Source organism: Parabacteroides acidifaciens (genome assembly GCF_003363715.1).
GTDB classification, from domain to species: domain Bacteria; phylum Bacteroidota; class Bacteroidia; order Bacteroidales; family Tannerellaceae; genus Parabacteroides; species Parabacteroides acidifaciens.
The window spans coordinates 21,022-42,277 of record NZ_QREV01000009.1 but is presented as its reverse complement, the minus strand read 5'-3'; the positions used below and the strand labels follow the sequence as shown (position 1 = coordinate 42,277).

Here is a 21,256-nt window from a genome sequence, read left to right as displayed (position 1 = left end):
GCTTTATTTTACTTCGACCGTCACAGACCGGCGAATGGTCGGACGGACGATGATTTCCATTTTGTTCTTCCCCCGCTTGATATCGAACGTGCAGGCGTTGTTGCCTGACGGGTTGATATAAGGGGCGTAATAATATAAGTAAGAATAGGCGGCTTTGTTTCCGGACTTCTGGATCGCATCGGCCACCTGCGAGTATTTGAATGTATCCCAGAACATACAGCGTTTAAATCCGTTGGCATCCGTAAACCGGGTTTTCGGATCGCGGTATTTCATCGTGTTGGTGATAAATCCTTTATAAGCGGCGGAGAACTCTTCCGTCGTGTTATCCATCTTGTGGTTGTTGATCTTTTCCACAACGTCGCGCGGGCGCAAGCCGGCAGCATAGGCCGGAGAGTTCTTGTCGACATCGGTAACCAGTTCCATACGGTCGATGTCATAGCTCAAACCTGTATAGTTGTATGTCTTCTGGTTGACTTTGAACGGCACATTGCGGCGGTACTTGGTGTACGGATATTGCATGCACATCAACGGTGCATGGATACGGGCATATTCGTCCAGGCGGTATGAATCTTCCAACAACTCGTTTGCTTCACACTCCCAAAGTATCCGGCCCGGCACATCCCGCTGGTCGATCAGGCGGAAACCGAACTGAAGCAGGTATTCCGCCTCTGTTTCTGCAGCTGTCGGATTCAGGAACGGGAATATTTCCATTTTGCTTTGGAGGAAGTTGTAACGATACACGGGCTCTTTTTCAATCAGTATTTTGTTTGCTCCCTTGTAGTTCGGATTCTTGTCAAAGAAATAGAATGTCTGTACCAGAATGTCGGGTCTGTCCACGTCGACTGTCATTCCTTTTTTAGTCAGTTCCTTTTCAATGCTTTCGTTGATAACTGTTTCCAGCTTACTGTTGTTCTCGTCTATGGCAGAGAATGCGAAAGTCTTGAATTTTCCGAAATCGACCGGATCGGCCGTGACTGTCGTCTTGAACGGGCAGACAAATTCGCGTTCGCTGGTTGTCTCCAGACTATACATGGAAAAAGCGGTCGCCAGTTGTTCTTCCGTGATGGCATTGCTTTTTTTGCATTCTTTTTTAACCATGACTTGCTTGGAAGGGTTCGACAGGTTGCCGATAGTGAGCAGCACCTCATTTTTTCCGGCCGGGTTCAACATCTCTTCTATTTCCTCGGGCGAGATATCCAACGTCTGGACGCCGTCGATGGCCATGATGATATCATTAGTCTTCACTCCGGCAAGTTCCGCCGGGGAATAAGGAATGATACTGGTAATAACAGGCCTGTTTTTACCCCAATGATCGCTTTGACTGATATCGTATGTGATGCCTAACCGACAGATATTCCGGTTTTGAGCAAAACCGGTAAGAAATGCAAATAGCAGTAAGACTGACAAAATCGCTCTCTTCATAATTAATTCCTATTGTTTTATTAATCTATATTGTATGTGACAATAAAATCATCATTTACTACACAAAGGTAAAGATATTTTCGTTCTGTAAGAACAGTTGGCAGCATATTTGATGTTATATTGGTGAATGATACCGACAAGAATAATGCCGGCATATATATGTATGGTGTGATATGTGTATGGTATCTTATTGACAATTAGATAGTAATGAAAATATATAATTGGTTATGAATAAGATGAATTTTAATAGTAAGAAAGAAACTGCTGACAAAAAAGAACGCCAGGGTGTTGATGATGCGACAAATTTGCAGGAAGAACAGGTAAATGCGGCAGACGAAAATGCTGCATCTGACAATGTGACGGACGAATGTGACGGACAGGGAGAATTGGAAGAACTCAAGAAGAAGTATAACGAGCTGAACGATTCTCATTTGCGCTTGATGGCTGAGTTTGACAACTATCGTAAACGTACATTGCGTGAAAAGTCCGAGCTGATTAAGAATGGCGGCGAAAGCGCACTGACTCATCTGCTCCCTGTTGTCGATGATTTTGAACGTGCCTTGCAGAACATCCGTACAGCTGAAGATATAAAGGCTGTTACCGAAGGCGTGGAACTTATCTATTCTAAATTCATGTCTTACCTGTCCCAGCAGAATGTAAAGCCGATCGAGACGGTTGGTGAGCCTTTTGATGCTGAGACATCTGAGGCTGTTGCCATGATCCCGGCTCCGGAACCTGATATGAAAGGAAAGGTGCTGGATTGCGTACAAACCGGTTACACCTTGAATGACAAAGTGATCCGTCATGCAAAAGTGGTTGTCGGGGAGTAAGATGGCAGGATAATAAGCAAATAACAACAGACAGATACAAAGATGGCTAAAAGAGATTATTATGAAGTGCTGGGCGTCGAGAAGAATGCCTCGACAGAAGAGATAAAGAAAGCCTACCGGAAAAAGGCTATTCAGTTCCATCCGGACAAGAACCCGGGTGATAAGCAGGCTGAGGAAAACTTTAAGGAAGCAGCCGAAGCGTATGATGTGCTGAGCGACCCACAAAAACGGCAGCGGTACGATCAGTTCGGCCATGCCGGAGTAGGAGGCGCTTCACAGGGCGGTGGCTTCGGAGGCGGAATGTCTATGGATGATATATTCTCCCAGTTTGGCGACATCTTTGGCGGACATTTCGGTGGCTTTGGCGGTTTCAGCGGCTTTGGCGGCGGTTCGCGTGGCGGGCGTCGTGTGAACCGGGGTTCCGATCTGCGTGTGAAAGTGAAGCTGAACCTGAAAGAAATAGCCGGTGGCGTGGAGAAGAAGATCAAGGTGAAGAAATATGTCACGTGTTCCAAATGCCATGGCAGTGGTGCGGAGGACGACCATAGTTCTAAAACTTGCGAGACTTGTCACGGTAGCGGCGTCGTCACGCGTATCGCCAATACGATCCTGGGACAGATGCAGACGCAGACAACATGTCCGACCTGTGGTGGTGAAGGCAAGATCATCACCAAGAAGTGTAGTGAATGTAATGGTGAGGGAATTGTTCGCGATGAAGAAGTGATCACGATCAATATTCCGGCCGGTGTCGCAGAAGGCATGCAACTTTCCATGAGTGGAAAAGGAAATGCAGCCCGTCACGGCGGTATCAATGGTGATTTGCTGATTTTGGTCGAAGAGGAGCCGCATCCTGAATTGATACGCGATGAAAACGACCTGTTGTATAACTTGCTGTTGAGTGTGCCCCAAGCTGCCCTGGGCGGCACGGTGGAGGTTCCTACTATCGACGGGAAGGCGAAAGTCAAGATCGAGCCGGGAACACAGCCGGGTAAGGTGCTTCGTTTGCGTAATAAGGGGCTTCCTTCCGTCAATAGCTATGGCACGGGTGACTTGCTTGTGAATGTGAGCGTTTATATCCCTGAGACATTGTCTCCTTCGGAAAAGGATATCATGAACGGTCTGGAAAACTCTCCAAACTTCCAGCCTAAGAAGTCTGTAAAGGAAAAGATTTTCGATAAATTCAGACATATGTTTGACTAAAGATTCTTTTTAGTTGGCAAGAGGCCATCTCCATGAACAGGGGATGGCTTTTTTTGTTGTTATCTGTATCAAATTTTTAAAGTATATGCACAATTATCCAGATTGTGTTCGTTTGAATATATCTACTTTTGCCTCATCAAAGAATAAGGACTAAAATGAAAGACAATGAAACGAGAAGCTTTTAAGATGTATTTGAAGCCGGGATGTGAGGAAGAATATCAAAGACGCCATATTGCCATCTGGCCGGAACTGAAAAAGATGCTTTCTGATAATGGAGTTTGTGACTATTCCATTTATTGGGATAAAGAGACCAATGTTTTGTTTGCTTGCCAAAAGGTAAAAGGGGAGGCGTCTTCCCAGGATATGGGGGATAATCTGATTGTGCAAAAATGGTGGGACTATATGTCCGATCTTTTGGATGTAAATCCGGATAACTCTCCGGTATCTATTTCCCTGCAGGAAATTTTCCATATGGATTAGGATAATCCGGGTGAAGTGAAAACAAAAAAGACCTGAAAGATATTCTTCCAAGTCTTTTTTGTGGGCAGTGATGGATTCGAACCACCGAAGTCGAAAGACAGCTGAGTTACAGTCAGCCCCATTTGGCCACTCTGGTAACTGCCCAAGATTTTGAGCCTCTTGTCGGATTCGAACCAACGACCCCGAGATTACAAATCACGTGCTCTGGCCAACTGAGCTAAAGAGGCATTCTTCTTTTAATAATCAATCTCTCTCGATTGCGGGTGCAAAGGTAGGCATTATTTTTAATTGTGCAATAGTTTGGAGGGATAATGTGAAATATTTTTCATAAAAAACTCTCCGAATCCTTGAATAGGCCTCGGAGAGTATCATTTATTCAGAGTAGGATATTGTCCTTTATTTCTTCAAAAGTAGCTCATCTATAGCTCTTTTGAAATCAGCTTTTCCCATTGCGCCTTTTGCCATCTGCGGCGTTTCGCCCATCGGGCAAAAAAGAAGGGAAGGAATGCTCCGGATGCCAAAAGAAGCGGCGAGCTCTTCCTCTTTTTCCGTATCGACTTTGTAGAAATCGATTTTTCCGGCATATTCGTCCGCTAACTCTTCCAGGATTGGGGCAACCATCTTACAGGGGCCGCACCAGGTGGCATAGAAATCCACGATACAGGGTTTGTCTCCCTCGTACACCCATTTGTCCGGGCTGGCTTCGTAGTTAGCTACTTTCTTCAGGAAATCCGCTTTTGTCAATTCTGTTACTTTCATTTTCTGTTCTCCTTTCAATATCTTTTGGCAACGGCGTCCCAATCGATGATTTTCCACAATGCGTTCAAATGGTCGGGACGGCGGTTCCGGTAATCCAGATAGTAAGCATGTTCCCAGACATCGAATCCTAAAATCGGTTTCAAGCCGTGGGCAACCGGATTGCTGCCGTTCGCCTCTTTGGTAATGGACAGTTTCCCGTCTTTATCTTTTGCCAGCCATACCCATCCGGAGCCGAACAAGCCTGTTCCGGCAGCGACGAATTCTTTCTGGAAATTCTCAAATGAACCCCATGTCTCGTCGATCGCTTTTGCGAGTGCGCCTGTCGGTCTGCCTCCGCCATAGGGAGAGAACTGGGTGAAATAGAGATTGTGATTGAGTGTCTGTCCGGCATTGTTAAAGATGGCACCGTCGGATTCTGCCACGATCTGTTCCAAAGTTTCATTCTCGAACTTGGTTCCTTCGATCAGGTTGTTCAGATTATTTACATAAGCCTGTAAATGCTTGCCATGATGAAACTCGATGGTTTCTTTACTTATAACCGGTTCCAGCGCGTCGGCTGCATAGGGTAACTGAATTAATTCAAATTTCATAACTTTATCTTTTTTATTTGTTATTAGACTATTACTATTATTTGTTGTCAACAATAATAAGCTGAGACAGAATGTTAGCATGTTCTATTTGTTTTATGTTGTTTCTACTATTCTAACATTCCCTGTCTGATATTTGTTCATGGAATGAAATGCATATTATTTATCGTGTGATAGAGGTTTTCTATGACCGGAATGTGCTATCTTCGCTAACAAATTAGAATAAGTACGATCATGACAAAAATTCAGGAAACACTGGCTGCATTGCCGGAAGAAAAGAAAGTGTTGTTCGCGCCTGTATTCGGGAATGTGGATAAGTTTTATACGGCGGTTTATCTGATAGCGCGCAATGAGCATGTGACGGATCAGGAGAAGCCGGACCGTTATGAAGACCGCCTGCAGGTGATCCGCCGGATTCGCAGTAAGGTGGAGAAACTGGTGGATTCTTTCGGGCTGGAAGGTTCGGAGATCGTGGCGGATATTGCCAGCGATTATTTTGAAGACTATGTGAACTACAAAGAACCGGATATCCAAATGACGAACGACGAGTTTATCGGCATCATCCAAAAGGTGTCGCAGGTATAAAGTGGATTATTTGTTTTGTCACCAAAAGCAACTTTTTGTTAACAGAAAGTTGCTTTTTGCGTATTAATCCGTATCTTGCAGACACTATACGATCTAATCAAATTTGTTATGCAGGAACTGAATAATATACTTTCCCTTATCGATTCCCACTTTGGCGGTTCGCAATGGTTTGTTTTTCTGCTGTTGGGAACCGGTCTGTTTTTTACGGTTTATCTGAGATTCCCGCAGGTCCGTTTTTTCCGGCATGCCCTAAAGGTTGTCAGCGGGAAATACGACAACAAGCACGATATAGGCGATACATCGCATTTCCAGGCCTTGTCGACCGCTTTGTCCGGTACGGTCGGGACCGGTAATATTGCAGGTGTCGCCCTGGCGATCCATCTGGGAGGCCCTTCGGCTTTGTTCTGGATGCTGATGACGGCTTTTTTAGGTATGACGACAAAGATGGTGGAAGTGACGCTTTCCCATAAATACAGGGAGCAAACGGAAGACGGGACGATTTCGGGAGGACCGATGTATTATATGAAGCATCGCCTGCATATGCCCTGGCTGGCAGCCTTGTTTGCCGTGGCTACGATTTTCTCTTCGTTCGGAACAGGATGCCTGCCCCAGATAAATAGTATTTCCAACGCGATGTTTTCCTCTTTTGGAATCCGGCATTATATTACGGGCGCTATTCTTGCTGTTTTGCTGGCATTGATCGTGATCGGAGGGATCAAGCGCATTGCGCTGGTTTCGGAAAGGCTGATTCCTTTTATGTCGGTTCTGTATATAATGGGAGCAGTCAGTGTGTTGGCTTATAATTATGATAATATTTTGCCTGCTTTTGGTGCTGTGTTTGGTAATATATTCAGTGGGACAGCCGCTTCCGGAGGCTTTTTGGGGGCTACGGTCGTCTGGGCTTTTAACCGGGGAGTAAACCGGGGATTGTTCTCCAACGAGGCGGGGCAGGGGTCGGCGCCTATCGCCCATGCAGCCGCCAAAGCCGAAGAACCTGTGTCGGAAGGAATGGTTGCCTTACTGGAGCCGTTTATCGATACGATCGTTATTTGTTTGATAACCGGATTAGTCCTGATTTCGTCGGGGGCCTGGATGGAGAAATATGATAACCAATTCCAGCAGGCGGATACTGTTGTCCTGTCCGGGACTTATCAGGAAAAGATACCGGAGCAGAAAGCGCTCGTCTCCGGACATATCCTCGGCAAACAACCGTTGCCGCTTTTCACCGGTACGTTACAAGTGGAAGACGGTAAGATTCTGACAACCGGAATCACGATTCTCCATGCCCGCTCTTTTGCCGAGGATGTGCGGGTGAAGTCCGGCAAAGAATCCTATACGGGAAGTTTAGCCGTGCAGAACGGAAATGTGGCGTTACCCGTACTGAAAGATAAGCAGGTGTACCTGACCGGAAAATCCCTGCTTCATTCGGCTCCTCTTTCTACAGAAGCCTTTAAGAAAGGTTTTTTTGGTGACTGGGGGCAATATATCATTCCTTTCTCCCTGCTATTGTTCGCTTTTACGACGGCTGTCGCCTGGTCTTATTATGGTGACCGGGCTGTCACGTATTTGTGGGGAAGTAAATATGTCCGTGCCTATCATATTATCTATGTGGCCGGCTTTTTCTTAGCCTCCTTTACCGATACGACTATCGTCTGGGCCTTTTCTGGTGTGACGGTTGCCCTGATGACACTGCCTAATCTGATCGGTATCCTGATCCTGCATAAGGAGGTGAAAAACTCTGTCGATTCGTATTGGAAGAGGGTCCGGGGAAAATTGTAGATGTGTTCAGTAGTAAGAAATAATGAACCAATATGCCAATGATAAGAAAAAGTGAACCTGTAAATGCAGATTTGCAGTGAGAGGATAACGGCATCGTAGGGGCGGGTTCCAAACCCACACGTGTCCACTAAAAAAATTAAGATTTAGCTGGGTGTCAATTTGGCACCCAACTTCTGTTTTTTCGAATAATTCTCTAAAAGGTTTCTTATCTAATAATCCAACACTCAGTATACGTAAAACATCGTAAGTAGAAATCTTCAGTTGTGATTCTTTTTCTGCAATGGCAACAACGCAATAAGTAATAATTGCAGAGTAAATCTGGGCTCACCCGATAATCATTGGGGATAAATAAATTCATTATTTGGCAAGATTGAATCATCATTTATGGTTCACTTTTTCTTAGAAGCGAAACTTCCCTGCGTTAATCGAGGCCCGTGGACGCTAAAATAATATATTCATTTTCAAATTATACTGTCATACTATCATTCGTCCCTCAATACGTAATGAATATCAATGCATACATCGAATGATAGTAGGTATGATAGCAGGATTTTCAACTATCATACTATCATAAATGCTATTATCTTTTTCCATGATGTATATCGCTGAATTTCAATAAAGTAACTACTCGTGTTTCTTGAGATCCGGGTCTCGGTACGGTCGGGACCCGGGTCTCAATACTTTCCGGATGCGGATGTAAATGGCGTCAAAACCGGCATTTCCGACAAAATGCATAACGACTTTCTGTTAAAAACAAAGGGGGATGATCCCTTATAACTTTCAACTTTCAACTCTTAACTTTCAACTATCTGGGGGGGCTTATTGTATAAAACGCTTTTTTCAGATCCAAAAGACATCCGAAACCAAACAAATGTTAACCCACTTTTCTGGCCTCAAAAAGGGACTTTTTCCTCTTTTCCGGCACCTTATCACCATGAAGAGGGACTTTATCGCTCTGATCCGGAACTTTGTTGCCCTGAAGTCGGACTTCATATAGCATGAAGTCAACCTTCAGAGCGATGAAGTGCCGGGTCAAGGCAATTTTCTGCGCACCTTACGGCAACCAGCCTCCTAAATATCCTTGGGATATTTGGAACACCGTCCGTTTTATTTTGAAATATTCGATTCTCCGGGAGTTAAGCTTTATCACTTTGGCGGCGTTTCTGGTTTTCGGTAATCAAATTGCACGCTTTTCGGAATGCCCCCGGCACCTCATTTCGTCCGGTGTCAATCGGGGAGGTTAAAACCATGAAAAGAGTCAAACCAAAATTGATTAAGATTTCGGACGAAATAGAAAAACGGCCGAAATGGGGGTTATTGTCTTTTTCTTTATTTGCAGGAGGTTCAAAACTTCTTATAAATGCCTGCTTTAACACTTTTGGCACCTTGTTTTTTCAATGAAATAGCACAAAATGATAGTTAAACGGGATATTAATGATGGTTAAATGATAGTTGAAACAAGAATTATTATGGCTATATATTATGATATTCAATGCTCATATGGAAAGCATGATAGTATGTCAGTCCTTTTTCAAAAAACTTTATGCAAAGATTCACTTGCTAAAAAAGGATATTCGCCTGGTGGATACGATTGCCTGGGAGCTGCACCAGGTTGTTTCTTTTGTGGCTTAGCCTTGTTATCAGCCTTCGGTTGTTTTCTTTATAGAAGACTGCGGCCCGGAGTTGTCGGGAAAGTCTAAAGTAAAATTGGAATATATATGGTAGATTGAAAAAAACGACTATCTTTAGAACTCTAAACATCAAGGGCTTTAAATCGAAAGAATATGAAACGCTGGACTTTATTTTTATTATTATGTGTGTCGTGCAGTTGTTTTGCACAGGAAAATCAATCATTGGACTCTTTGTTATGCGCGATCCACGATAAGGACCAGTCGGTAAGACAAAGGATTCAATCCGTCTTTTTATCCGGTAACCGGGATAGTATAATGGCTGCTTCTTTACAAATGAATGCGGTCGATCAGGAGAATCAGGCTGTCGTGTTCGGAATATTGGATAAGGAGGGCTGGCCTGCCGGTTTGTGCAGCCTGGCAAATTCGGCCATTTTCCTTGTGATTGACCATGCTGCGCTTCCTGCACAGGAAAAGTATTATCCGATGGTGAAAGAAAAGGCGGATGAGGGAATTATAGGTAAAGGCGATGCTGCGACTTTACAAGACCGTATCCTGATGCGTAAAGGTGAAAAGCAGATATACGGAACACAAACAGCCAGTGTACGAAAGGATGACGGGACGGTCTATTATCTTTGGCCGGTTGAGAATCCGGATAAGCTGGATGAATTGCGGAAAGAGGTCAATTTGCCGCCGATAGCTGATTATATTGCTATTTTCAAACAACAGGGAATGATGCTTGTCTGGGATAAGTCGTTATCTGTGGATGGCCTGAAGCAGATGATGGGGAAAAACTGATTATGGATTATTACGACCGGTTTTGTATCATAAAGTACAATAAAAACGCATATATCTCCGTATAAAATAGTAATTTTGGAAGCTAATTTAGGTTGGATATATGTTAAGAACGAAAATTAGAAAGCTGGGTGGATTGATCTGTTTCTTGTTTGCCGTGCTCGCCGTTCAGGCACAGCAGTATATGGTAACGGGGGGACAGGGAACGCCATTGATGGCAAAGGATGAGACCGGTGAGAAACTTGAAGTTTATCTGTTATACGGGATGGGGAATGCAGCGATAAGCTATACTTCATCATCTACTAATCATAAATGGTATCGGTATAAGTCGAGAGCATTGGAGGCAGAGTCTGTCCCTTGTGAACAAAATGGAAACACATCTACTATCCGGAATGTGGAAGAAGGATATGGCTATTTTGTACAAGAGTCCGATATCTTGTCCAGGTATGTCTGGATTATCGATTACAGCAAATATGCTTTTGAGGTGCAGAATATCACCGTAGAAGGTACTTGTGACAATTTCCTGCTAAAAGGAAGTCCGGAACCGGCGCGGATGCAATATAATCTGCCGAGCGGCCGGACGGTGGAGTTGAAACGGGAGTTCGAGGTTTCGTTCCAGACTTTATCCTGGTCGGATGATAACAGATTTTCCCTGACTCCGGTAACGGTTACGATGGAAGGGAATCCTTATTCCGGAAGCATTAAAAAGAAGGGGGAAAACAAAAATGTGATGCCGCCTTTGTGTGATACGGAAGTTACTTTGAAGGGGGACCAGTTTGCCCGGCATTTCGGAATAGAAAAGTCGATTACATCCGATACCTATCAGGCTGTGGCCGTTGAGTTGCATACCGATACGACTCTTATTATGGACAATGCCCCTAATATGACGTTGGGTGAGGGAGATTTGCTGTGTGCGCCGGCGGAAGTCACGTTCCGGGCGTATGCTAATGAGCCGGTAGCAAGCTTGTACACGTGGAGGATTTACAGGAGCGATGTGGAGAACGGCGCGGAAAATCCTTTGATCCTTTATCGTGGGGAAGAAGTGGATTATACCTTTGCGGAGAGGGGCGAATATATTGCGGAAGTGACTGTCAGTGACCGGACGGGGGAATGCGAAGCGGTGTCGGACCCTTTTGTGATTAAGATTACCGAGTCGCGTTTGGAAATCCCGAATGCATTCTCGCCGGGAACGACACCCGGCATTAACGACGAGTTTCGTGTAGCCTATCAGTCGCTGCTCAATTATAAATGCTGGATATTCAACCGTTGGGGGGTCGAAATGTATCATTCTACCAATCCGGCGGAAGGTTGGGACGGCAAAAAGGGAGGAAAATATGTAGCTCCGGGCGTCTATTTCTACGTGATAGAGGCAACCGGAACTGCCGGAGAGAAGTTTAGTAGGAAAGGATCGATTAATATTCTTAGACCAAAGAAGATAAATGATGAAATTATTGAACAACAATAGTATAGCAGGTTTTATAGCCGGTGGTGCGGTGTGTCTGACGGCATGCCTCTCTATCGGTTCGAGCGATTCGGAAAAAGTAAAGGAAGAGCGTCCTGTAGTCTCTTCGGTGACGACATCGCCGGATGTTCCCTTTTCCGCCTCTTTTTGCGGGAAAGAGATTGATTTGACGCGTTATAATATGCATGAAGGTATGGACCGGGAATTGAGTAGTTTTACTTATTTCCATTCTACCACCATGCTGTTGGTTAAGCGGGCCAACCGCTATTTTCCGGTTATCGAACCGATTCTGAAAGCTAACGGCATTCCCGACGATTTCAAATATCTGGCCGTGATCGAGAGCCATCTCGATCCCCGCGTCTCATCGCCTGCACGGGCAGTCGGAACCTGGCAGTTGTTGGAAGGTACGGCCAAGCAATACGGGTTGACCATTACGCCTACCGTGGATGAACGTTGCGATGTGGCGAAAGCGACCGAGGCGGCTTGCCGTTACCTGAAAGCCGCCTATGATAAATATGGTGATTGGGCGATCGTCGCCGCTTCTTATAATGCCGGTATGGGACGCATCTCCGGCGAACTGACCAAGCAGGAGGCGGACAGTTCGTTCGACCTGTGGTTAGTGGAGGAAACAACCCGTTACGTCTACCGTATCATGGCGATCAAACAGATATTCGAAGCTCCTTATAAATATGGATTTGTCTTGCGGGCGCAGGATTTGTACAAGCCGATTGCCTGTGAAAACGTGTCTGTCTCTACCGATATCCAGGATTTGTCCGCTTTTGCCCAAAAGAACGGGGCTACGTATGCGGACCTGAAACGCTTCAATCCCTGGCTGCGCGACCGTAAGTTGCTGACGTTGGGAAAGACCTATACGCTTCAGATCCCGAAGGAATCCGATATGTATTATAAGACGCCTAACACGTATGTGCATAATCCGGCCTGGGTGGTAAAATAGAAGGATAATAGAAAACAGAAAATGATGAACGATAAGAATGCATTGGAAGGCGGGCGTATTTCCGTTTTAGGCGCCCGTGTCCATAATTTGAAAAATATAGATATCGAGATACCGCGCAACAAGCTTTCCGTGATTACCGGGATGAGCGGCAGCGGTAAATCGTCCTTAGCTTTTGATACGATCTTTGCCGAAGGGCAACGGCGTTATGTGGAGACGTTCTCCGCATACGCCCGTAATTTCCTGGGGAATATGGAGCGGCCGGATGTGGATAAGATCACCGGTTTGAGTCCTGTTATCTCGATCGAACAGAAGACGACGAACAAGAATCCGCGTTCTACCGTCGGGACGACAACCGAGATTTACGACTTCTTCCGTTTGCTTTATGCAAGGGCGGGAGAGGCTTATTCTTACCTGAGCGGTGAGAAGATGGTGAAGTACACCGAGGAGCAAACGTTGGAGCTGATCCTGAATCAGTATAGGGGAAAGAAGACGTATCTGCTTGCTCCGCTGGTCCGTAACCGTAAAGGGCATTATAAGGAACTGTTCGAGCAGATGCGGAAGAAAGGGTATCTGAATGTCCGTGTGGACGGCGAGATGAAAGAGATTTTTCACGGTATGAAGCTCGACCGTTATAAGATGCACAGCATCGAGGTGGTGATCGACAAGCTGGTAGTCTCGGAATCGGACGAACGCCGTTTGAAGGAAAGCCTGCGTGTTGCCATGAAACAGGGCGACGGCCTTGTCCTCGTGTTGGATGCCGATACGGACGAAGTGCGCCATTACAGTCGCCGTCTGATGGACCCGGTAACGGGATTGTCTTACAGCGAGCCGGCTCCCCATAATTTTTCCTTTAACTCGCCCCAGGGCGCTTGCCCGAAGTGTAAAGGGTTAGGGCAGGTGAACCTGCTGGATATGAATAAGATTGTGCCTGATTCATCATTGAGCATTTACAGTGGCGGTATCGTGGCTTTGGGCAAATATAAAAACTCCCTGATTTTCTGGCAGATCGAAGCGATTTGTGAGAAATACGGCGTGACATTGAAAACACCGATCAAAGATATTCCCGAGGATGCGATCGACGAGATCATGAACGGGACGGACGAACGCTTGCAGATCAAGAATGATTCGCTGGGTTCTTCCAACTATTTCCTGTCGTACGAGGGTGTTGCCAAATATATCCTGATGCAACAGGAGAGCGAGGCTTCTGCTTCCGCACAGAAATGGGCGGGACAGTTTATACGGATGGCGGCTTGTCCGGAGTGCGGCGGGCAGCGTCTGAATAAGGAGGCCTTGAATTACCGGATTGCCGGAAAGAATATTGCCGAACTGTCGGCGATGGATATTTCCGAACTGTATGAATGGTTGGATGGTGTCGAAGATAAACTGAATGACAAACAGCGCCAGATCGCTGTCGAGATATTGAAGGAGATTCGTTCACGCCTGAAGTTTCTGTTGGATGTGGGATTGGATTATCTGTCCCTGAACCGTGCTTCTGCAACCTTGTCGGGTGGCGAGAGCCAGCGTATCCGTTTGGCTACGCAGATCGGCAGTCAGTTGGTGAATGTCTTGTATATCCTCGATGAGCCGAGTATCGGGTTGCACCAGCGGGATAATGTCCGGCTGATCAATTCGCTGAAGGAACTGCGCGATACGGGTAACTCTGTTGTCGTGGTGGAGCATGACAAGGATATGATGCTCAATGCGGATTATGTGGTCGATATGGGACCGAAGGCCGGCCGTTTAGGCGGTGAAGTGGTCTATGCCGGAACTCCGGAGGAGATGCTGAAAGCGGATACGCTGACTTCGGCTTACCTGAACGGAAAGATGGAGATCGCGGTTCCGAAAGAACGGCGCAAAGGAAACGGGCAGTTTATCACCATAAAAGGGGCAAGCGGGAATAACCTGAAGAATGTGGATGTCACCTTCCCGTTGGGGACGCTGATTTGTGTGACCGGCGTGTCGGGTAGCGGAAAGTCTACGTTGATTAATGCGACCTTGCAACCGATTCTCAGCCAGCATTTCTATCGCTCCCTGGAAGATCCGTTGCCTTATAAATCGATTGAAGGAATTGATAATATAGATAAGATCGTCAATGTGGACCAGTCGCCTATCGGACGTTCGCCGCGCAGTAATCCGGCCACTTATACCGGTGTCTTTTCGGATATCCGCAACCTTTTTGTGGAGCTTCCGGAATCGAAAGTGCGTGGTTATAAGCCGGGGCGTTTCTCTTTTAATGTCTCCGGCGGACGTTGTGAGACTTGCAAAGGGAACGGCTATAAGACGATTGAGATGAACTTTCTGCCCGACGTGCTTGTCCCCTGTGAGGAATGCCATGGCAAACGGTATAACCGGGAGACGCTGGAAGTTCGTTTTCGCGGTAAGTCCATTGCGGATGTGCTGGATATGACGATCAATATGGCTGTCGAGTTTTTCGAGAATGTCCCGTCTATCCTTTCCAAGGTGAAGGTTTTGCAGGATGTAGGCCTGGGGTATATCAAGCTGGGCCAGCCTTCGACAACGCTTTCAGGAGGCGAGAGCCAACGTGTCAAGTTAGCGACCGAATTGGCAAAGAAAGACACGGGCAAGACGCTTTACGTGTTGGATGAACCGACAACCGGTCTTCATTTTGAAGATATCCGCGTGTTGCTCGGCGTCCTGAACAAGCTGGTCGATAAAGGCAATACGATCATCGTCATCGAGCACAACCTCGACGTCATCAAATCAGCCGACTACCTGATCGACATGGGCCCCGAAGGAGGCCGCAACGGCGGTCAAATCCTTTTCACCGGTACCCCCGAAAAGATGATCAAGTCTAAAACAAAGAGCTATACGGCTCCGTTTTTGAAGGAAGAATTAAAAAAATAAAGAGATATGAAGAATCCGATTCAAATGATTAAACAGTGCGTGGAGAAAGAGGAGCCTTACTTTCTGCTGCGTGGACAGGATATATGTGCATTGAAGGCTATTGAAACCTATTACGAAGAGGTAAAGGGGCATGTAAAAGATCCGTATTTTATAGAAGAGATCGAAGAGATAATGAAAGACTTCCGGGCTTTCCGGGAGGAACAACAAACACACGTACCTGATTAAAGAATGGCGGACGACAGTTACAAAACCATAAAACAAGTAGCGGAAGGATATTATACGGAAAAGCGAAGCCGCTTTATCTCGTATGCCATCCCTGTGCGTACAGTGGAAGAGGTCAAGGAGCAACTGGATAAATACCGTAAGCAATATTACGACGCCCGCCATGTATGCTGGGCCTATATGTTAGGTCCCGAACGCCTGAACTTCCGTGCGAATGACGACGGGGAGCCGTCTTCAACAGCCGGCAAACCGATCCTGGGACAGATCAATTCGAACGAGTTGACGGACATCCTGATCGTTGTGATCCGCTACTTCGGCGGAATCGAATTGGGAACGAGCGGCCTGATAGTCGCATACCGGACAGCAGCGGCTGAAGCAATAGCAGCTGCCGAGATAGACGAACGTACCGTTGATGAAGATATCACCGTTGCATTCGAATATCCTTATCTGAATGGTATTATGCGCATTGTCAAGGAAGATAATCCGGCGGTCGTTTCCCAAAAGTTTGATATGGATTGCGAAATGACGCTCCGCATCCGGAAGGGGGATGCCGAACGGTTGAAAGCACGCCTGCTCAAGGTCGAAAGTGCTTATCTGAAGGATTAATTATCATTTGATGAAATCCCAGAACCGATTTTTTAAATTAATTGTTGTATTACTATAATTCTAAACAAAAACAGTTCATTAATAATGAAGAAGATTCTTTTGTTTTCTTTTTTCCTGATGTTGGGATTGGTTGTTTCTCAATTCCTGCCCGCGATGGTGGGTGAGAGTTATTTATCGGTAAAGACGGTTTCCAACACGTTGCTATATGTTTGTCTTGCCTTTATCATGATCAATGTAGGGCGGGAGTTTGAAATGGATAAAAGCCGTTGGCGGTCTTACACCGAAGACTATTTTATTGCAATGGCGACAGCTGCTTTCCCCTGGATATTGGTTGCTTTGTACTATATGTTTGTCCTGTTGCCCGATATTTACTGGAGTAGTGGGGAGGCATGGAAAGAAAATCTTTTGTTGAGCCGGTTCGCGGCGCCGACATCGGCAGGCATCCTCTTTACGATGCTTGCGGCAGCGGGGCTGAAATCATCCTGGGTATATAAGAAGGTGCAGGTATTGGCTATCTTCGACGACCTGGATACGATCTTGCTGATGATCCCCTTGCAGATCATGATGGTCGGACTGCGCTGGCAACTGGGTGTGATCATACTGATTGTCATGGTGCTGCTGGTTGTCGGATGGAAAAAGATGGGAAGCTATAATATGCGGCAGGATTGGAAAGCCATTCTTTTCTACGCCGTTGTCACCTGCGGGATTACGCAAGCGGTTTACCTGGCCTCTAAATACCTCTACGGAGAGGATGCGAGCATCCATATCGAAGTGTTATTACCCGCCTTTGTTTTAGGGATGGTGATGAGGCATAAGCATATCGACACGAAGATAGAGCACAATGTGGCGACCGCCGTCTCCTTCCTGTTCATGTTTCTGGTCGGGGTCAGCATGCCGGTATTTTTCGGTGTCGACTTCGCGGCGCAATCGGCTGAAGCGACGACGATAACAGGTGCCCAGCCGATGATGTCATGGCCGGTGATCATCCTGCATGTCGTGATCGTTTCGTTCCTGTCCAATATCGGAAAATTATTCCCCCTGTTTTTTTACCGGGAGAGACGGAAGCGCGAGCGTCTGGCCTTGTCGATCGGTATGTTCACGCGCGGAGAGGTGGGAGCCGGCATTATCTTTATCGCACTTGGCTACAATTTGGGAGGGCCCGCTTTGATGATTTCTGTGCTTACCATAGTGTTTAATTTAATTTTAACTGGTATATTTGTCGTGTGGGTAGAGAAATTGACCCGCAGTGCATACGAGCTGGAAAAAGCCGGCAAGTAAGAATTTATTGTTAGGAAAAAACTTGGTGGAAGCGGACAGCAAGCCGCTTCCCATAAAATATAAAATACCAGTATGGACAGAACCATTAACGTTATCCTTAAACCTTTGCGTCGCTTTGCCACGCAAAAAGCGAACGCGAGTGTTTTGTTATTCATGGCTACGATCCTTGCCATGATATTCGCCAATTCTCCTTGGGCAGAATCCTATCATCATATCCTGTCGCATCCGATCGATTTGAAGATCGGGCATTTTACTCCATTCATGCACCACGGCGAACCGATGCCTATGCTGGCATTCGTCAATGACGCCCTGATGGCTGTCTTCTTCTTTGTGATCGGTTTGGAAATCAAGCAGGAAATCCTGATTGGCGAGCTGAGTTCGATGCGGAAAGCCTTATTACCTATTATCGCCGCTTGTGGCGGAATGATCGTCCCGGTCGTTTTCTATTTTATCGTATGTCATTCGGCTCCGGAGGTGAGGGGAGTCGCTATTCCGATGGCGACCGATATCGCGTTTGCGCTTGCCGTCCTGGGTTTGTTAGGTAAACGGGTTCCGCTCAGTATGCGTATCTTCCTGACCGCCTTGGCTGTGGTGGACGATGTCGGCGGCATTATTATTATCGCCCTGTTTTATAGCGGTGACATCGCTTTCGAGCCGCTTCTGATCTCTCTCGCTTTGTTGGCATTGCTGTATGCCGGCGGGAAGATGCGGGTGAATAATATGTTCTTTTATTATGTAGTCGGGTTCTTTGTCTGGATGCTGTTCCTCGAATCCGGTATCCATCCGACGATTGCCGGCGTACTGGTTGCGTTTACCGTACCCGCCCGCCCGGTTGTCAAACTGGACGCTTTTACCGACGAGATGACCGGCTATCTGAGTATGCTCGATTATACGGAAGTGCGCCATTCCAGGAAAGCCGAAGTCCTTTCACCCACGCAGATCCAGGTACTCAATAATATCCATTCGTTGGCCGACAAGACGATCAGTCCGCTCCAAAGCATTGCCGACAAACTGCATCCGCTTGTCAATTACCTGATCTTGCCGCTCTTTGCATTTGTCAATGCAGGCGTAACCTTTGGCGACATACAGATATCATCTCTTCCCGGCGTACCGTTGGCCGTATTCCTCGGCCTGTTTCTCGGAAAATCGTTGGGAATATTCCTGTTTACCTACCTCTTCATCCGGTTGGGTTTTGCGGCTATGCCGGCAGGAGCCAGTAAATCGAAGTTGTTCGGCGTGTCGATGCTGGGAGGCATCGGCTTTACGGTCGCCCTCTTTATCGCAAACCTCTCTTTTGCCGGGATGCCCGGTATGGGGGATGATTTGTTGAACCAGGCGAAGTTAGGCGTATTCGCCGGCTCGTTTATTTCCGGTTTGTGCGGCTATTTGATCTTAAAGAAAGTATTACCTAAAACAGCATAAGATGGACAGACGCAAATTTATTCAGACAGGAGTAGCCGGAGTAGCGGGCCTTTCTCTATCCCATACCGGGTTAGCAAACATTCAAATGTCACTGCCTTCAGACGTATCGGTCGACAAGGTGAAGTTAGGAAAAACCGGATTGAAGGTCTCCCGTATCGCTATGGGTACCGGAACGAAAGGCTGGAACTTCCAATCCAACCAGACACGGGCAGGACAGGATCATTTCACCCGGATGGCCCGTCACGGTTACGAACGCGGCATCCGTTTCTTCGACATGGCCGACACCTACGGTTCCCAGCCCTTCGTCGGAAAAGCCATCGAAGGCCTGCCCCGCGAGAAACTCACCCTCATGAGCAAGATGTGGACCTACGACGAAGGCTCGGATAAGATAGAACCTGTCCGCAAAACCCTCGACCGCATGCGCAAGGAAGCCAACACCGAATATTTCGACATCCTCCTGATGCACTGCATGACAAAAGGTAATTGGGGCGAAACCCGCAAGTTCTACATGGATGGTTTCGCACAAGCCAAAGCAGACGGCATCGTGAAAGCTGTCGGCGTCTCCTGCCATAATTGGGACGCGATGGTGGAAGCCGTCAACAACCCCTGGTGTGACGTGATCCTCGCCCGCCTGAATCCCTTTGAAAGCCATATGGACGGCAGCCGCGACGACGTCAACCGCCTCCTCGGCCGTGCCCGCGAGAAGGGCAAGGGCATCATCGGCATGAAGATCTTCGGCGAAGGACAGCACGTGGCCGACGACGAACGCGAGCAATCCCTCCGTTATGCCATCACCGAAAGCAATCTCCACTGCATGACCCTCGGCATGGAATCCATCGCCCAGATGGATGACGCCATCGAACGGGTGATGCGTCTTGCCAAGCGATAGAGCCTACCGCACCGCATGCCGTACCTTGTGCCGCAACTGGTAATCCGCCGTCAACAGGATAAAGATGAGCAGTTCGGCGCAGGGAACAGCCAGCCACAACCCCTTTTCACCCAACAGGGGAGGGAGGATCAGGAAGCACGCCGTCATCCCGACAATCCCCCGCAAGGTCATAAAGAACATCGCCTTGCGTGCCAGTTCGATACTCTGGTAATACCCGATCCAGACGATGTTCAGGGCAAAGCAGACGAACCCCGCCGCAAAGTAGGGGATTCCCCCCGTCGCAATCTCATACGCCCTGCAACCAGGCTCCAGAAACATCGCCACGATATACGGACATAAAACATACATCACCGCAAACGCTAATAGCCCCGACACGAAAGCCGTCTTCAACGACAGCCGGAAGGTCGTGTGCACCCGCGCCGCATCGCCGGTCCCATAGTTGTAGCTGATGATCGGCTGTGCCGACTGCGCAATCGCATTAGCGATCATAAAGACGATCGGCAGGCAGTAGCACGCCACACTATAGGCTGCCACCCCGTCTTCATGAAGCACGCGGATGAACGCATAGTTCCCCACCAGCATCATGCAGGCGATCGCCAACTCGCCCAACATCGCCGAAGCCCCCAAGCGGACCATATAGCCCGTGTTCCGGCAAGTCAGCAGCAAACTTTTGATACTCATTTTGAGCTTATACAGACGCAGCGTCTTAGAGTATCCCAAAAGATAGCCCAACACCATCACACCCCCGGCCACCTGTGCCAACGCAGTCGCCAACGCCGCCCCCATCAGCCCCATCTGCATCGGAAAGACGAACACATAATCGAGCACCACATTCAACAGTGCCGGAACGACATTGCACAACATCGCGAACTTCGGCGAGCCATCCAGCCGGATGATAAACATCCCGATATTCGCTAACATGCTAAAGATAAAAAACGGCACGATCCAGTCCATATACTCTAACACAAGCGGAAGCAACTGCCCGGAACTGCCTAACAGATAAGCTGTCTGCTTATTAAAGATAAAAATTAGCGTCATCGACATCGCCATCAACAAAAGCGACACCAAGAGCGCCTGCGTAATATTGATATTAGCCGCCTTCACCCTTCCCTGCGATAGATGCACCGACGCCACGACCGACGCGCCGACGCCAAAAAGCAGCCCGACCCCCGTCGTCACCATAAAAAGCGGCGCGACGATGTTTACCGCCGCCAACGCATCGCTGCCGACACCGCGCCCGACGAATATACCATCCGCAATGGTGATACACGCCATGCAAACCATTCCTAACAAAGTCGGGAAAAAGATTTTCCGGAACAACACCGGAATATCCATACTGCCAAAATCAATGCGATCCCTCTGCATACTTCTCTCTTTTTTATACCGGGAGGCAAAAGTAGCCTTTTATAGCGGATGAAAAATTACCATTTGGTAATAAATGACCGGATAATCTTCATATAAAATACTTATATTCGCAAAAAAACTGTTTGTC

General features: G+C 47.3%; 17 protein-coding genes, 2 tRNA genes and 1 pseudogene. 14 read left to right on the top strand and 6 right to left on the bottom strand.

Translation table 11 applies throughout. The features are described 5' to 3' along the window. Positions 1 to 3: 3 nt before the first annotated feature. Positions 4 to 1,422, bottom strand: coding sequence for a PDZ domain-containing protein (locus DWU89_RS05805; protein WP_115498696.1), 1,419 nt, complete (start codon positions 1,420 to 1,422; stop codon positions 4 to 6). Between the two features lie 227 nt (positions 1,423 to 1,649). Here DWU89_RS05805 and DWU89_RS05800 point away from each other — a divergent pair, with 227 nt between their 5' ends. The 3 genes from DWU89_RS05800 (at position 1,650) to rhaM (ending at position 3,932) form a co-directional block, all read left to right on the top strand. After that, positions 1,650 to 2,252, top strand: coding sequence for a nucleotide exchange factor GrpE (locus DWU89_RS05800; RefSeq protein ID WP_115498695.1), 603 nt, complete (start codon positions 1,650 to 1,652; stop codon positions 2,250 to 2,252). 42 nt (positions 2,253 to 2,294) lie between these two features. Beyond that, entirely contained in the window at positions 2,295 to 3,452 is a 1,158-nt protein-coding gene (dnaJ, locus tag DWU89_RS05795; protein WP_115498694.1) for a molecular chaperone DnaJ, read from the top strand. Positions 3,453 to 3,617: 165 nt separating this feature from the next. Then, positions 3,618 to 3,932 carry an L-rhamnose mutarotase gene (gene rhaM, locus DWU89_RS05790; RefSeq protein WP_115498693.1) on the top strand — a complete coding sequence of 105 codons (315 nt, stop codon included), beginning with the start codon at positions 3,618 to 3,620 and terminating at the stop codon, positions 3,930 to 3,932. 61 nt (positions 3,933 to 3,993) lie between these two features. Here rhaM and DWU89_RS05785 read toward each other — a convergent pair. The 4 genes and pseudogenes from DWU89_RS05785 to DWU89_RS05770 all read right to left on the bottom strand — a co-directional run bounded on the left by DWU89_RS05785 (position 3,994) and on the right by DWU89_RS05770 (position 5,362). Next, positions 3,994 to 4,076 (bottom strand) — tRNA-Tyr (locus DWU89_RS05785). 9 nt (positions 4,077 to 4,085) lie between these two features. Then, positions 4,086 to 4,159, bottom strand: a tRNA-Thr gene (locus DWU89_RS05780). A gap of 169 nt (positions 4,160 to 4,328) precedes the next feature. Then, positions 4,329 to 4,688 (bottom strand): annotated as a pseudogene (trxA, locus tag DWU89_RS05775) (thioredoxin); the annotation flags it as partial. 17 nt (positions 4,689 to 4,705) lie between these two features. Beyond that, positions 4,706 to 5,362 (bottom strand): superoxide dismutase, encoded by a 657-nt coding sequence (locus DWU89_RS05770; protein WP_115498692.1) that lies wholly within the window; start codon positions 5,360 to 5,362, stop codon positions 4,706 to 4,708. A gap of 150 nt (positions 5,363 to 5,512) precedes the next feature. On the opposite strand from DWU89_RS05770, the gene DWU89_RS05765 reads away from it, so the two are divergent. The 11 genes from DWU89_RS05765 to DWU89_RS05705 all read left to right on the top strand — a co-directional run bounded on the left by DWU89_RS05765 (position 5,513) and on the right by DWU89_RS05705 (position 19,764). Then, the gene (locus DWU89_RS05765; protein ID WP_115498691.1) at positions 5,513 to 5,863 is read left to right on the top strand and encodes a hypothetical protein; all 351 of its coding nucleotides are present in this window, start codon (positions 5,513 to 5,515) and stop codon (positions 5,861 to 5,863) included. 108 nt (positions 5,864 to 5,971) lie between these two features. Beyond that, positions 5,972 to 7,642: an alanine/glycine:cation symporter family protein gene (locus DWU89_RS05760; protein WP_115498690.1), complete on the top strand. Its 1,671-nt coding sequence runs from the start codon at positions 5,972 to 5,974 to the stop codon at positions 7,640 to 7,642. Between the two features lie 1,784 nt (positions 7,643 to 9,426). Beyond that, positions 9,427 to 10,068, top strand: coding sequence for a DUF6624 domain-containing protein (locus tag DWU89_RS05745; RefSeq protein ID WP_147292096.1), 642 nt, complete (start codon positions 9,427 to 9,429; stop codon positions 10,066 to 10,068). 100 nt (positions 10,069 to 10,168) lie between these two features. Further along, a complete protein-coding gene (locus DWU89_RS05740; protein ID WP_115498686.1) occupies positions 10,169 to 11,530 on the top strand; it encodes a T9SS type B sorting domain-containing protein in 1,362 nt (453 codons plus the stop codon). Then, positions 11,505 to 12,482: a lytic transglycosylase domain-containing protein gene (locus tag DWU89_RS05735; RefSeq protein ID WP_115498685.1), complete on the top strand. Its 978-nt coding sequence runs from the start codon at positions 11,505 to 11,507 to the stop codon at positions 12,480 to 12,482. The genes DWU89_RS05740 and DWU89_RS05735 overlap by 26 nt, the downstream gene beginning before the upstream one ends. Before the next feature lie 21 nt (positions 12,483 to 12,503). Further along, complete coding sequence (gene uvrA / locus DWU89_RS05730) at positions 12,504 to 15,347, top strand: excinuclease ABC subunit UvrA (RefSeq protein ID WP_115498684.1); 2,844 nt, start codon at positions 12,504 to 12,506, stop codon at positions 15,345 to 15,347. A 6-nt stretch (positions 15,348 to 15,353) separates the two neighbouring features. Further along, a complete protein-coding gene (locus DWU89_RS05725) occupies positions 15,354 to 15,572 on the top strand; it encodes a hypothetical protein (RefSeq protein WP_115498683.1) in 219 nt (72 codons plus the stop codon). 3 nt (positions 15,573 to 15,575) lie between these two features. Next, entirely contained in the window at positions 15,576 to 16,175 is a 600-nt protein-coding gene (locus DWU89_RS05720) for an IMPACT family protein (RefSeq protein WP_115498682.1), read from the top strand. Positions 16,176 to 16,259: 84 nt separating this feature from the next. Further along, positions 16,260 to 17,453 (top strand): cation:proton antiporter, encoded by a 1,194-nt coding sequence (locus DWU89_RS05715; RefSeq protein WP_115498681.1) that lies wholly within the window; start codon positions 16,260 to 16,262, stop codon positions 17,451 to 17,453. A 72-nt stretch (positions 17,454 to 17,525) separates the two neighbouring features. Continuing rightward, entirely contained in the window at positions 17,526 to 18,875 is a 1,350-nt protein-coding gene (nhaA, locus tag DWU89_RS05710; protein WP_115498680.1) for a Na+/H+ antiporter NhaA, read from the top strand. Between the two features lies 1 nt (position 18,876). Then, a complete protein-coding gene (locus tag DWU89_RS05705; RefSeq protein ID WP_115498679.1) occupies positions 18,877 to 19,764 on the top strand; it encodes an aldo/keto reductase in 888 nt (295 codons plus the stop codon). A gap of 3 nt (positions 19,765 to 19,767) precedes the next feature. Here DWU89_RS05705 and DWU89_RS05700 read toward each other — a convergent pair whose 3' ends face one another. Continuing rightward, positions 19,768 to 21,129 (bottom strand): MATE family efflux transporter, encoded by a 1,362-nt coding sequence (locus DWU89_RS05700; RefSeq protein WP_115498678.1) that lies wholly within the window; start codon positions 21,127 to 21,129, stop codon positions 19,768 to 19,770. Positions 21,130 to 21,256 lie beyond the last annotated feature (127 nt).